At 25.8% G+C, this 13,317-nt stretch carries 14 protein-coding genes; 8 read left to right on the plus strand and 6 right to left on the minus strand.

Annotated features, from left to right (window positions below; translation table 11 throughout):
* Positions 1–210 precede the first annotated feature (210 nt).
* Together MBFIL_RS08665 and MBFIL_RS10680 are read right to left on the minus strand one after the other, a co-directional pair.
* Complete coding sequence (locus MBFIL_RS08665; RefSeq protein ID WP_066973608.1) at positions 211–783, minus strand: hypothetical protein; 573 nt, start codon at positions 781–783, stop codon at positions 211–213.
* Between the two features lie 131 nt (positions 784–914).
* Positions 915–1,061: a DUF2119 family protein gene (locus MBFIL_RS10680; RefSeq protein WP_157078738.1), complete on the minus strand. Its 147-nt coding sequence runs from the start codon at positions 1,059–1,061 to the stop codon at positions 915–917.
* Positions 1,062–1,333: 272 nt separating this feature from the next.
* Between MBFIL_RS10680 and MBFIL_RS08670 the strand changes: the two genes are divergently transcribed.
* The 4 genes from MBFIL_RS08670 to fen all read left to right on the plus strand — a co-directional run bounded on the left by MBFIL_RS08670 (position 1,334) and on the right by fen (position 6,016).
* Positions 1,334–2,512, plus strand: coding sequence for a homocitrate synthase family protein (locus MBFIL_RS08670; RefSeq protein WP_066973610.1), 1,179 nt, complete (start codon positions 1,334–1,336; stop codon positions 2,510–2,512).
* A gap of 402 nt (positions 2,513–2,914) precedes the next feature.
* Positions 2,915–4,189, plus strand: coding sequence for a homoaconitase large subunit (gene hacA / locus MBFIL_RS08675; RefSeq protein ID WP_066973612.1), 1,275 nt, complete (start codon positions 2,915–2,917; stop codon positions 4,187–4,189).
* A 183-nt stretch (positions 4,190–4,372) separates the two neighbouring features.
* Positions 4,373–4,933 (plus strand): chorismate lyase, encoded by a 561-nt coding sequence (locus MBFIL_RS08680; RefSeq protein ID WP_066973614.1) that lies wholly within the window; start codon positions 4,373–4,375, stop codon positions 4,931–4,933.
* A 93-nt stretch (positions 4,934–5,026) separates the two neighbouring features.
* The gene (gene fen, locus MBFIL_RS08685) at positions 5,027–6,016 is read left to right on the plus strand and encodes a flap endonuclease-1 (protein WP_066973616.1); all 990 of its coding nucleotides are present in this window, start codon (positions 5,027–5,029) and stop codon (positions 6,014–6,016) included.
* A gap of 216 nt (positions 6,017–6,232) precedes the next feature.
* Here fen and MBFIL_RS08690 read toward each other — a convergent pair whose 3' ends face one another.
* Together MBFIL_RS08690 and MBFIL_RS08695 are read right to left on the minus strand one after the other, a co-directional pair.
* On the minus strand, positions 6,233–7,141 hold the full coding sequence (locus MBFIL_RS08690; RefSeq protein WP_066973618.1) for a carbohydrate kinase family protein: 909 nt from the start codon (positions 7,139–7,141) through the stop codon (positions 6,233–6,235).
* Between the two features lie 334 nt (positions 7,142–7,475).
* Positions 7,476–8,345, minus strand: a complete 870-nt coding sequence (locus MBFIL_RS08695; protein WP_066973619.1) for a LysR family transcriptional regulator — start codon at positions 8,343–8,345, stop codon at positions 7,476–7,478.
* A 575-nt stretch (positions 8,346–8,920) separates the two neighbouring features.
* Here MBFIL_RS08695 and hxlB point away from each other — a divergent pair.
* Complete coding sequence (hxlB, locus tag MBFIL_RS08700; RefSeq protein ID WP_066973621.1) at positions 8,921–9,505, plus strand: 6-phospho-3-hexuloisomerase; 585 nt, start codon at positions 8,921–8,923, stop codon at positions 9,503–9,505.
* A 288-nt stretch (positions 9,506–9,793) separates the two neighbouring features.
* Here the strand turns inward: hxlB and MBFIL_RS11030 are convergent, their stop codons facing one another.
* On the minus strand, positions 9,794–10,003 hold the full coding sequence (locus MBFIL_RS11030; protein WP_342667600.1) for a carboxymuconolactone decarboxylase family protein: 210 nt from the start codon (positions 10,001–10,003) through the stop codon (positions 9,794–9,796).
* Between MBFIL_RS11030 and MBFIL_RS11140 the strand changes: the two genes are divergently transcribed.
* On the plus strand, positions 9,951–10,085 hold the full coding sequence (locus tag MBFIL_RS11140) for a hypothetical protein (protein WP_281192563.1): 135 nt from the start codon (positions 9,951–9,953) through the stop codon (positions 10,083–10,085). The genes MBFIL_RS11030 and MBFIL_RS11140 overlap by 53 nt on opposite strands.
* Positions 10,086–10,244: 159 nt before the next feature.
* On the opposite strand, the gene fdhD is transcribed toward MBFIL_RS11140, so the two are convergent.
* Positions 10,245–11,006, minus strand: coding sequence for a formate dehydrogenase accessory sulfurtransferase FdhD (fdhD, locus tag MBFIL_RS08705; protein WP_066973623.1), 762 nt, complete (start codon positions 11,004–11,006; stop codon positions 10,245–10,247).
* Positions 11,007–11,480: 474 nt separating this feature from the next.
* On the opposite strand from fdhD, the gene MBFIL_RS08710 reads away from it, so the two are divergent.
* On the plus strand, positions 11,481–12,185 hold the full coding sequence (locus MBFIL_RS08710; protein ID WP_084266366.1) for a class I SAM-dependent methyltransferase: 705 nt from the start codon (positions 11,481–11,483) through the stop codon (positions 12,183–12,185).
* A gap of 149 nt (positions 12,186–12,334) precedes the next feature.
* Positions 12,335–12,904 carry an FmdE family protein gene (locus MBFIL_RS08715; RefSeq protein ID WP_066973628.1) on the plus strand — a complete coding sequence of 190 codons (570 nt, stop codon included), beginning with the start codon at positions 12,335–12,337 and terminating at the stop codon, positions 12,902–12,904.
* The last annotated feature ends 413 nt before the right edge of the window (positions 12,905–13,317 follow it).

Below are 13,317 nucleotides of genomic sequence, written 5' to 3' on the forward strand. Positions count from 1 at the left end.
TATAAGAATAATAGAAATAAAAATAAATGCAAAATAAAATGGAATTTCACTAAAAACGATGCTGATAAAAAATTATCCAAATATTATATTAACATATGAATATCATAAAAATTAAATTGTCGAGACAATAGTCCAGAAAAATAAAGTTTTAAAACAAATGATAATTTTTAAATTATTATATTCAATTATTCACTGATTAATTAGTATAAATCATAACATCTCTTTTATTCTATATTTATATAAAACTAATAAAATTAGAATAATAATAAGAATATAATCTATAGTTAGAAATATATAATAAATATCGGTTATATAAGATGCAAAAAGACAAATAATTGTTATAATAATTAGAGTCATGTTAAAAACCACTTGATTATTATTTAAAGGAATTTTTGGAGAATTGTTCCTTGAATTAATAGAAAAATTCATTGAATCAAGTGAAAAAATTATGAATGCTGCTAAAATAAGAGTAATGAATAATTGATCTGAATCTAGTCCAAGAGGACTGTATTGAATTATATCAAATACTAAAAATAGAAAAATAAAAAATACAATACCTTTTTCTAAACTTCCAATTTCTGATAACATTACTCCAAGAAAAGGTAATGGAATAAAGATTAAAAAAATAATATAAAACCAATTATTGATAAAAGTTTGATTTAAAAACCAAGAATTATCTGGAAATCCTAGAAAATAATAATAGTATAATAACACTATAATTAAAAGAGGAACGCATAAAATAGAAAAAATAATACTTTTCCATTTTAAATCTAAATTAAACATGAAACAACCCACCATATATCTCTATGTGTCAAACTTATTTTCCTTTATTTGTTAATTTGATAAATTCCTTGTTCAACTTAATTCAAACAAGCAATTCTTGACTTTAAATATTACTAATTATTCTGCTTTTGTTATTTATAAAATTTTCCATTATTGTAATCTTTGGGTATTAATTGTTCTATTAATTTAATAGTAGTTAATCCTTCTTTTCCATGTAATCCTCCAACAAATAATTTAGTTGGACCTTTTCCATTATTTATGTAGTTAAAATATGTCATGTAATTCATCAATATTTTTTATTAATAAGTTTAATTATGGTAATACATAAAAAAATATATTAATGTTAATCAACTAACAGTTATTTTAAAATCTTTTCAAATATAATAGTATAACACTTAATTACATATGGAGTATATATAAAATAAATTATTCATTGTATTTAAATTTAAGTAAAAAATATTAATTATCTTTTAAATAGCTATTGAATATATTAAATTTAATTTCATGATATTGAAATAAAGTATATTCAATTTATTGTGAGTGTGGATTAATGCAGCATTTTATAAGCCCATATAACAAGAAAGCAAAAATCAAATTTCCTAAAGAAATAACAATATATGATACAACACTTAGAGATGGTGAGCAAACTCCTGGAGTTTGTCTTGGAAAGAATGAAAAGCTTGAAATAGCTATTGAATTAGATAAACTTAAAATTCATCAAATTGAAGCAGGATTTCCTATTGTATCAAAGCGTGAACAAGAATCTGTTAAGGCAATAACAAGTCAGGGATTAAATGCTCAAATTTTATCTCTTGCTCGAACTAAAAAAGAAGATATTGATGCAGCACTTGATTGTGATGTTGATGGGATAATTACTTTCATGGGTGCTTCAGATATCCATTTAAAACACAAAATGAAAGTTAGTAGAGATGAAGCACTAGCTATTAGTATGAATGCAGTTGAATATGCGAAAGAACATGATTTATTTGTTGCATTCTCAGCTGAAGATGCCACAAGAACAGATTTAGACTTTTTAAAAACTATATATAAACAAGCAGAAAGCTATGGTGTTGATAGGGTTCATATTGCAGATACTGTAGGTGCAATAAGTCCACAAGGAATGGATTATTTAGTTAGAGAACTTAGAAAAGATATCACAACAGGAATAGCTATGCACTGCCATAATGACTTTGGAATGGCTCTTTCAAACTCGATAGCTGGTTTAATAGCTGGAGGAAATGCTGTTTCAACAACAGTAAATGGCATAGGTGAGAGAGCAGGAAATACTTCACTTGAAGAGTTAGTAATGGCTCTTACAATTGTTTATGGTGTTGATTTGGGTTTTAACCTTGAAAATATTCAAAATCTTTCTAAAGTTGTTGAAAAACATGTTAAAATACCAATTTCAGATAATAAGTCAATTGTTGGTAAAAATATATTCAGGCATGAATCTGGAATACATGTAGATGCTGTTATTGAAGAACCACTTACTTATGAACCATTTTTACCTGAGCTTATTGGTCAAAAGAGACATTTAGTTCTTGGAAAACATTCTGGGGCTAGTGCAGTAAAAGCTAAACTTAAGCAATATGATTTCACTCTAAATGACTTAGAGCTTAAAGAAATTGTTAAAGAAGTTAAAACAGTCAGGGAAAATGGAAAATACATAACAGATGAGGTGTTCTTAGATATTGTAGATAAAATTCTTAATTATACTAATTATAACTAATATTTAGAAAGATAATCTGTTCTTATATTAAATCATTAATTTTATTAATAAAAAATAAATATATGAATAAAATATATAAAATATATAAAATTAATACAATCCTGGGATTAGTATGAGAAATTGGATGGTCTCCTTGAAAAGACTAATCATAATCCTTAAATCATATGAAACACTGCTTTTAATAATTTATAAATAAATATAAGAATTACCAAAATTACAAACAATTTTATAGTTTATTATATAAAAAATTAAACTTAACTATTATTATAATTATTATTAATAATAGAGTTAGTATTAATGCAATTTTCATTAATTATATTATTGTAAATAACTAATTATAATTATTTATATAACTGATTATATCCATAAATCAGTTTTAATTAAGTATTAACATGTGTTAAAATGAATATAACTGAAAAAATATTATCCAATGCTTATGGCAAAGAGGTAAGTCCTGGAGAAATAATAGAAGTAGATATTGATTTGTGTATGTCTCATGATGGAACTTCACCTCCAGCAATTAAAACATTTGAGAAAATAGCAGATAGAGTATGGGATAATAAGAAAATAGCTATTGTATTTGACCATGCAATTCCAGCAAACACAATAGGATCTGCAGAATTTCAAAAAGTTGCACGAGAATTTGCTAAAAAGCAAAATCTTACTAATCTTTATAGTCATGGTGAAGGAATATGTCATCAGGTATTACCAGAGAAGGGACTTGTTGAGCCTGGAAAGATAATTGTAGGTGCAGACTCTCATACCTGTACTTATGGAGCTTTTGGAGCATTTTCCACTGGAATGGGTGCAACAGATATAGCTATGGTTTATGCGACTGGAAAAACATGGTTTATGGTTCCTGAAGCATTTAAGATAGAAATAACTGGGAAATTAAATGGAATAACTACTTCCAAGGATATTATTTTAAATATTATTGGGGATATTGGTAGTGATGGAGCAACATATAAGTCAGCTGAATTTTGTGGGGATACTGTTGATAATATGGATGTTTCTAGTAGAATGACTATTTGTAACATGGCTATTGAAATGGGAGCTAAAAATGGAATAATGGAACCTAATAAAACAACATTAGAATATTTATCTAATCGAACAGGGAAAAAAATAAATTCATTTAATATTTTTAAATCAGATAAAGATAGTGTATATGAAAAAGAGTTTGTATTTGATGTTAGTGAATTAGAACCTCAAATAGCATGTCCTAGTGATGTAGATAATGTTAAACCATTGTCAAATGTATTGGGGACACACATTGATCAAGGATTTATTGGATCATGTACTAATGGAAGGATTGAGGATTTAAAACAAGCAGCTTTGATTTTAGATGGTAATAAAGTTCATGATGATGTGCGGCTTGTAATATCTCCAGCTTCAGCAGAAATTTATAAAATAGCTATTGAAAAAGGATATATTCAAACTTTCATTGATTCTGGAGCAATTGTATGTAATCCTGGTTGTGGACCATGTCTTGGTGGGCATATGGGAGTTTTATCTGCTGGAGAAGTTAGTATTTCAACTACAAATAGGAATTTCAAAGGCAGGATGGGAGATCCAGAGTCTGAAGTGTATTTGTCAAATGCTTATGTAGTTGCAAGTTCAGCTATAAGTGGATACATTGAAGATCCCGAAAATATCAGCCAATCATTAAATAAATATTAATTAATACTAATTAATTATTAAATATTAACTAACTACTAATTACTTATTATAAATATTAATTATTAAATACTAATTAATATAGTAAATATTAATTAATTAAATACTATTAAGTGCTAATTTAATACTTTTTTAATACTTTTTTTATTTAATAATTACCTCCAAATATGTTATGAGGAAGATATAATGAATGGAAAAGAGACGGATGCAACTATTTTAGGTAAAATAGCTAAGCTGGAAAATGAAAATATTAAGTTATCCAATACTCAAAAAATACTTTTAGCTACAGATGGTTCTGTAACTACAATATTAGATGTTTTAAATGGTAAAATAGCTATTAAAACATTAATTCAAGAATTTCGAAAAGCAACATCTGAGATAGCTAATCTATTAAATATAAATGAAGGAGAGGATGTTAACTTTCGCGTTGTTTTGATGTATAAAGATGATAAACCTTTAATTCATGCAATATCATATATTCCTATTAAAAGATTAGATGAAAACTTTAAAAAAGACTTAATTGGTGCAGATATTCCAATTGGAAGAATACTTCGAAAATATAATGTTGAATCAAGACGTGAAATTAAAAATGTATCTATTGAACCAACTAACAATGATTTCACTGAACTTTTTAAAACAGATGCTGAGCTTTTAACAAGGGATTATGTAATAATAAGATATGGAGAAGTTTTGATTTGGATTAAAGAAACATTTCCAACTGATTATTTCACTAAAAGTTATGATTAATATTATTAGTTATTATTAAATTATTAATTATTATTTGATTAGCTATTGAGTATTTTAGCTATTTAAATATTCATGTTATTTATTGGTGATAGAATGGGAGTAAAATTTAAAGACATAGTAACACCTCAAAAAATTAATTTAAAGGATTTGGAAGGAAAAATAATAGCTATTGATGCTGCAAATACACTTTATCAGTTTTTATCTGGAATTAGACAAAGGGATGGAACTCCACTTACAGATAGTAGGGGAAATATCACTTCTCACTTAACTGGACTACTATATCGAACCTCATCTATTGTTGAAAAAGGAATAAAGCCTATTTATGTCTTTGATGGTAAACCTCCTGAATTTAAAGATACCACTGTAAAAGAAAGACGTGCAGTTAGAGCTGAAGCTGAACAAAAATGGAAAGAGGCATTAGAAGAAGGAGATGAGGAGAAAGCCCGTAAATTCGCATCAAGATCTTCTAGAATGTCACCATATATTATTGATTCTGCTAAAAAACTAATGGATTTCATGGGAATTCCATACATTCAATCATTTAGTGAAGGTGAAGCTCAAGCAACCTATTTGGTTAGAAACAACGAAGCATGGGCAGTTTCTTCTCAAGATTATGATTGTCTTTTATTTGGTTCAGAAAAAATAGTAAGGAACCTAACCATTAGTGGAAAACTTTCTGAATTAGAGTATTTAGACCTTAAGAAGACATTAAGTCAATTAGGATTAAAAAGGGAACAACTTGTAGATGTAGCATTACTTGTAGGAACAGATTTCAACAAAGGAGTTAAAGGAATCGGTGCAAAAAGAGCAATTAAAATAATTAAATCAAATACTCTTGAAAAATATATGAAAGAGAAAGATATTGAGTTTGAGCATGATTTAGATGAATTAAGAAATTTATTTTTAAATCCAGAAATAAATCATGATTATAACATCAAATGGAACTCAGTTGACATTGAAGGGCTTGAAAATTTCATGTGCAATGAACATGATTTTTCAAAAGACAGACTTCAAGGTGCAATTAAGAAAATGGAAAATTTAAACACAAAACAAAAGAGTTTGACAGACTGGTTTGGAAAATAAGAATTAATACACTGAATTGGGAAATAGAAAATTTCCCAATTCTCAATTTAAGGTGTCGAATCAGATTTAAGTACCTAAAAGAAGATTTTGCAAAATTTTCTATTTTTTTAAATCGAAGATTTAAAAATTAGATAAAAGATTTTTTATCCATTTTAAATGTTAGAAAATCGAAGATTTTCTTAAATTTTATCGTTTTGCGAAATCAGTGTTTAATATTTACTTATTAGCTATTCTATCTTTCACATCTTTTACTGTAGGAATATTTGTTTGGCATCCTTCAGCTTCTACAATAAATGATGATACTGCTGATGCAAATTCTCCACATTTTTTTAAATCCTGACCTTGGAGGTAGCATCTTAAAAATCCAGCTCGATATGAATCTCCTGCTCCTGTTGGATCCACTGCAGGTCTGTAAATTGATTCAACAAATATTTCCTCTTCTTGATAGATTATGCTTCCATCTTTTCCTAATGTTTTAACAATTATTTCTGGTCCGAGATATCTAAGTTCTTTAATGTCTATACTTAATCTGTTTAAAATCCAATCAATTTCATATTGATTACCAAAGAGGATATTACAGTTTCCTAAAACCTCTTTTAATTTTTCATCTGTGTACATATGTAAATCCTGACCTGGATCAAATGAAACTATTTTGTTCAAAGATTTAGCTATTTGTCCTCCTCTATAATTAAAATCAGGGTCTCCTGTAGCTAAATGAACTGCTTTCACATTGCTGAATGCAATCTGTGGAACTTTGGAGTTTGCAAATTCTCTTCCTGCACCCCAGTAGAAATAGCTAACTTGATCATCATTTTTATCAGTTAAAACGAAAGCTGTAGGAGTACTTTCATCTTCAACAACAATCATGTTATCAGTATTTATATCTAATTTTTTTAGTTTTTCTTTATACTCTGATGTTGGAAATGTTCCTCCAACTGCTGATATTAAGGAGGTTTTCAATCCTAAATTTGCTCCAACTACAGCAACATTAGCAGCTGCACCACCATGTAAGTTTTTTAAGTTATCTATTGATGTTGAGGAGTTGATTGATGGGAAGTTTTCAACTTTAATTATATAATCTAATGCAGTATGTCCTATTACAAGTAAATCTCTTGGATTATTCATTAAAACACCACGTTTACATATATAAATATTATAATATCCTATTTATGTAATTTATAAGATTGAAAAGTAGTTAAATAGCTATTATTCTATTATTTAGGTTAAATAGTTATTATTTTACTGGTTATTACTCTAATATTTTTAAACACTGATTTCGCAAAACGATAAAAGATAAAAAATCTTTTATCTAATTTTTAAATCTTCGATTTAAAAAAATAGAAAATTTTGCAAAATCTCATTATGAACACTTAAATCAGTTTTTTATAGCTTCAAAAGAATTTTGAAAAAAATTTCTATTTTTAGAAATCAGTGTATAAATTATTACTTATGGGTTATTTTAGTTCACTGGTATGAATCCTTGTTTAGCTATTTCTTTAGATTTATTTTCGATAATATCATTGATAAACTCGCTAATACCAGTTTTATCATTATTAAAAGTTGTTATACTAATTACATGCATAGTTTCCTTTTTTAAAATAGGATTTCCTTTAAAAAAACTAGCATTTAAGAAAGTATATAAATTTTTAGAATTTCTAATTATTTTAAAGGCTTCATATTGTGATTTCACTTCTTTTTTTATATTGAATTTTATGTTATTGTCATTTAAGGTTTGCCATGCTAAACGTTGAGCAGTTCCACGGACTGAAATAAAATCACAATTATTTAAATCATTCAATGAGTTTATATTACTATTTATTTTACTTGAAACCAAAACTAAATGATCGTAAGCAATAGGGGTAAAATCTAAGTTATTTTTGAAAGCAAGTAATGGATCATCAAGAGCTAATATATCTACTAAATTTCTTTTAGCTAAATCATATGAACTTAAATCATCACTACTATATATTGATATGTCCCACAGGCTATCACTACTCAGGTGTTCAAGTAATCCTGAGGCAATATGTCCTCCACATATTATTATATTCTTAGATTCTAAACTTCGATTCTCATACTTTTCGTATATTTGCAATAGTTTTTTAGCTTCATTTGTCAATTCAGAGCTATGATTTGTACTTTTAACTAATTTATACCCTAAACTATCTTCTGCTTTTTTTATTCTTCTGTTTAATACACTGTGAGATATGTTTAAAATTTCAGCAGTTTTTCTTTGAGAATAATTAGTGGATAAAACTTTTAGACTTTGGAATAAATTGTGTTTATAAGTTTTATCATTAATTTTGATATTAATTTCAGTTTCATACTTCATTTAATTCAACATTCTCATATTTAATTAGTTATTAAATATTTATATTATAAGTTTATCAATGATTAATAATATAAACCATTTAGACAGTATCGATTAATGTATATACTTAATAGAGTTAGTTATAGGTTAATCAATATAAGAATATAATTGATTAAATCAGCATGAATATTATTATGAATATTTGTTTAATTTTCGAGCATATGGTTTAATATGTCTTGAAAATAAAGAAAAACAGGAATTTATAGTAAAATTTTCATTTAAAAATTTTAAAGTTTATAATTTAAAATTAAAGCTATTAAATATAATTTTAAATATTTTTCACTTTGATTTCAAATACATATTAAGTGTAGTATTATATAAGTGATTATAATATTTATATTTTACATATTAATAATTTTATTAGAAATTATAATAAAAAAGTTGTTATTATTTAAAATAACATGAATAATTAGTTATAGCAAAATGTTAAATAGTTCAATTTAGATATAATTAAACTTAAAACTTTTTAATTTTTAGTTTATTTAAATCATATTTCAGTTTATATTTATTTATCAAATGTTTTAAAAGGTTTATTCATGATAATGAAAACAACAATCGAGGATATTTTAGAAAATATTGAAAATGCATCAGAATTTATTGAAGAAAATGTTATAGCTAAGTTTGTAGATATATTAACCACAAGTAATAAGGTTTTTGTGATTGGGGCTGGAAGATCAGGTCTTGTAGCAAAAGCTTTTGCTATGAGATTAATGCATCTTGGAATTAACACATATGTTGTAGGGGAAACAATATCTCCAGCTATTAATGATAATGATTGTATATTCGCTATTTCAGGTTCAGGTGAAACTAAGTCAGTTGTATCTCCAGTGAAAATAGCTAAAAGCAGAGGATCAAAAATTTTGTCCTTAACATCCTCTTCAAAATCTACTGTTGGTAAATTATCCGATGCTAAAATCATTATAAAAGGTAGAAGTATTCCTGATGATGAGGAAGATTATGTAAAAAGACAAATGGATGGAAACTACTCTTCTCTTACTCCAATGGGAACTATCTTTGAATTAACTTCTTTAATATTCCTTGATGGATTAATAGCAGAACTAATGGAAAAAACAGGAGAAACAGAAAAAAATATGAAAGATAGACATAATGTTTTAGAATAACAGTATTTAATCAATTATTAATCTATTTAATTACTTATTAATTATTTAATCAATTATTAATCTATTTAATTACATTTAATTACTTATTAATTATTTAATCAATTATTAATCTATTTAATTACATTTAATTACTTATTAATTATTTAATCAATTATTAATCTATTTAATTACTTATTAATTATTTAATCAATTAATTAAATCAATTGAAAGTGTTAAATTAAATTTAACTATTAACACATTATTATTAGGTAAATATTTATTAGATAATAGTTGTTAGATTTATCTTATTCATTTTTCTATTATATCTCCAACCCAACTCATAGCAGCGGCTACAGTTGGAAATCCTACATTACTTGTTATAATTATTAATGTTTGATATATTTCTTCTTCTGTTGCTCCATTTTCTAATGCTCGTCTTGTATGGCTGTGAACTCCACCTTCAGATTTGTCTGCAGCAGCAACAGCTAACTTTATTAGATGTTGGGTTTTCTTATCAATTGGTCCTGCTTCATCAGCAACTCTACCAAGTTCTGCTAAAATATTTCCATATTCTTCAAACTTCTCTCTAATATTTACATAGTTTTTAGGTAATTCTTTACTAATACTATCATATCCTTTAATTAAATGAATATCAATTCATATATTTATATTTCAAAGTTAATTAACTTTTGTATCTTTTCTATACTAAAATTGTTATATGTCTAATAAATATATGGTGTATGATATGTTGCTCAGTTGATTATTCAATAATTATCCTGTTTTTATGTGTGTAAATGTTAAACCGGTTGTCTCTTAAAAAACCTACCATTGTTATGTTGGCTTCATTAGCTACAGTGTAACCAGAGATTGTAGGTGCAGCGTTGGAGCCTATAATGGGAATTCCCACTCTAGCTATTTTAATTAACATGTCTGCAGGCATTCTTCCACTGTATATGATATATGAGTTTTTAAAATCTAATTTTTTCTCTGCTGCAGCACCAATAACCTTGTCCACTGCTACATGACGACTAACATCTTCACGAACAATAAATTCTTTTGATTCATTGTTTACAAATGCTGCTACATGGGTTCCACCAGTTTTCTGCCAGGTATCTGCATTTTCTCTAAGTAATTCAATATTTTTAAGAAGTTCAGCTGCTTTAACTTCATAATCAGACTCTACTTTATCAATATAATCTATTTTAGATCTCCAACCTCCAAAACAGTCAGATCCAACCATTAATTCTTTTCTAATATCAAAATCTTCAAGATTTATTCTAGCAGTTATTTCATTTCCATTAATTTCAAGTTTTTCTATGTTATCTGTTTCTGTTATTAACCCTTCTCCTAACATGTACCCTTTTGCAAAATCAGCTAAATGACTTGGACTAATTGAGAAACTACGAGTTAATGTTTCATTAATTATTAACTTTATAGTTTCATCACTAGCTATTATTTCCTCTTTTTCTTTTAATTGCCCATTTTCGTAACTAGTAATACTTATAGCTTCGGTTATTTCCATATAATCCCTCTGTATCATATTTTCGTACTTTATTACTAAATTGTTTTTAAGTTGGTTTCAAGTTAAGTTGATATAAATATAATTTAATATATTAATAATCATGTTATAATTAGATGTAGGTGAATTTTTTGTATTGAAATAATGAATTCATTATTTTTTATTATTTCTATTATCTTTATTATCTCTATTATTTTTTATTATTTTTCAAACTTTTAAAAAACGAGAAATCAAAGATTCTCTAAATTTCCGTCATGAAATAAAAGTCTGATTAAGAATTGTTCTAAGAAATAAGTATTTAAAGCATAAAAAAAGTTTTTATTAAATTCAAATGAATAAAATAGCTATTAAGGAGGTATTAATATTAGAGACAATATAGATCTTTTTAAAATTGATTGGAATCAATATTGGATAGATAATGTAGGTAAATATTCTAAAAAAAGGAATAAAAATTGGGATGATATTGCTCATAAGTTTGTGGATTGGGAAAAAAAGGATGATTATCCTGAAAAATTAGTGAATCAAATTGAACTTGATGAGGGCATGACTGTTTTGGATTTAGGTTGTGGTGAGGGTAGTGTTACTTTAAAAATAGCAAAACAGGTTAAAAAGGTCACGGCTCTTGATAAGTCAAAAGAAATGTTAAAATTACTTAGAAATAAAGCAGAGAACTTAGAAATTAATAATATCGAATATATTGAAGAGGATATTGAAAAAATAACACTTGAGGATGTAGGCTCTCATGATATTGTAGTTGCATCAAGATCTATTAATGCAGTATCTGATATAGGGGAAAGATTAGCTGAACTTAATAAAATAGCTAAAAAGGGAGTTTATTTTACATTATCTGGACCTAAAAAAGATCAAGCTGTTAAACAAGCACTTGAATTTCTTAATCGTCCATTTCATGAGTCTTTATCTTATATTTATGTTTATCTTATCTTGTATCAAATGGGAATTTATGCAAATGTTATAAATTTAGAATGTGACAGTTCTCATCAATATGAAAACTTAACAGAAGCTATTGAAAGATTAGAATGGCGAATTGGAGAAACTAAAGGATTGGAACGAGAAATAATAGCTAATTTTTTAGAAGAAAATTTAGTTAAACTTGATAATGGTAGTTTAGTTAATAAACTAGAAAAACCTGATTGGATTCTTATTTATTGGAAGAAAATTTAAAATAGTGATCTAAAATATTGAACTATATTTAATTATTTATTACTATTATTAGTATTAGTATTATTATTTAATTATTTATTACTATTATTAGTATTATTATTTAATTATTTATTACTATTATTAATATTATTTTGTTAATTGGTGAGTATATGGATAAAGAATTTAAAGAACAATTAGATAAAGTAAAAGCATTTCATGGTCATTTATGTGGGGGTATTGTTATTGGGACTAAACTGTCTATGTATGCTCTTAGAACATTAGGTATGGAATTAGGCAGTGATAGTAAAGATTTACTTGTTTTCACAGAGATTGATAAATGTATGTCTGATGCTGTTCAAGTTGTTACAGGATGTACATTGGGTAAGGGGACTTTAAAGTCTATGAATTATGGTAAATTTGCAACAACTTTTTATCAAATATCTACTGGTCGTGGAATACGAGTTACTGATGTTGATGCTAATAAAATAGATGGAAATGATAAGAAAGAGAGTAAAGAAGAACTGATTGAAAGGTTTATAAATACTCCTGAGGATAAATTATTTAAAATTCAAAATGTTGAAATTAGATTAGATAAAATCATGGTTCCTGGTAAAAATAGGGAGAAAGAGTTTTGTAGTGTATGTAAAGAAGTTATAAAAGATGGTAAACATATTTTAAGAAATGGTGAAGTAATTTGTAAGTCCTGTGGTGAAGAATCATATTATAAGTTTATTGATTAAAGTTAAACGTTTATTATATGATTTAAATCCTTTTAAAATTAATAAAAAGACTTATTAAATTTATTTTATATCTTTTAATCATTGTTTTTAAATTTATTACATATTTACTTAATAACTATTTAGAATTATTAAATTAACTCTTAATTATTTCTTTAAACCATATTTATTACTTAATTATTAATTTTGTATAATATGAATAGTATTATTATTAAAACTAATAGTATGAGTAATAAAAAATTAATAAAAATAATCACGAAATTAATATAAATATTTCATGAAAACTAAAATAGTTTTTTCATGATTAAATCAAAAATTAATTCTTTAAAACAAATATTTTAGCTATTTTTAAATTATTTATCTAATATTTTAAATTATATGTTCTAATTATTATTTTTGAATGGATTGTTCACTGT

It is taken from the genome of Methanobrevibacter filiformis, from assembly GCF_001639265.1.
GTDB lineage: Archaea > Methanobacteriota > Methanobacteria > Methanobacteriales > Methanobacteriaceae > Methanacia > Methanacia filiformis.

What these genes read in the sequence shown, in the direction of transcription:
- MBFIL_RS08665 (WP_066973608.1), bottom strand. Translation starts at nt 783, where the DNA reads ATGTTTAATTTAGATTTAAAATGGAAAAGTATTATTTTTTCTATTTTA.
- MBFIL_RS10680 (WP_157078738.1), bottom strand. Translation starts at nt 1,061, where the DNA reads ATGACATATTTTAACTACATAAATAATGGAAAAGGTCCAACTAAATTA.
- MBFIL_RS08670 (WP_066973610.1), top strand. Translation starts at nt 1,334, where the DNA reads ATGCAGCATTTTATAAGCCCATATAACAAGAAAGCAAAAATCAAATTT.
- hacA (WP_066973612.1), top strand. Translation starts at nt 2,915, where the DNA reads ATGAATATAACTGAAAAAATATTATCCAATGCTTATGGCAAAGAGGTA.
- MBFIL_RS08680 (WP_066973614.1), top strand. Translation starts at nt 4,373, where the DNA reads ATGAATGGAAAAGAGACGGATGCAACTATTTTAGGTAAAATAGCTAAG.
- fen (WP_066973616.1), top strand. Translation starts at nt 5,027, where the DNA reads ATGGGAGTAAAATTTAAAGACATAGTAACACCTCAAAAAATTAATTTA.
- MBFIL_RS08690 (WP_066973618.1), bottom strand. Translation starts at nt 7,141, where the DNA reads ATGAATAATCCAAGAGATTTACTTGTAATAGGACATACTGCATTAGAT.
- MBFIL_RS08695 (WP_066973619.1), bottom strand. Translation starts at nt 8,345, where the DNA reads ATGAAGTATGAAACTGAAATTAATATCAAAATTAATGATAAAACTTAT.
- hxlB (WP_066973621.1), top strand. Translation starts at nt 8,921, where the DNA reads ATGATAATGAAAACAACAATCGAGGATATTTTAGAAAATATTGAAAAT.
- fdhD (WP_066973623.1), bottom strand. Translation starts at nt 11,006, where the DNA reads ATGGAAATAACCGAAGCTATAAGTATTACTAGTTACGAAAATGGGCAA.
- MBFIL_RS08715 (WP_066973628.1), top strand. Translation starts at nt 12,335, where the DNA reads ATGGATAAAGAATTTAAAGAACAATTAGATAAAGTAAAAGCATTTCAT.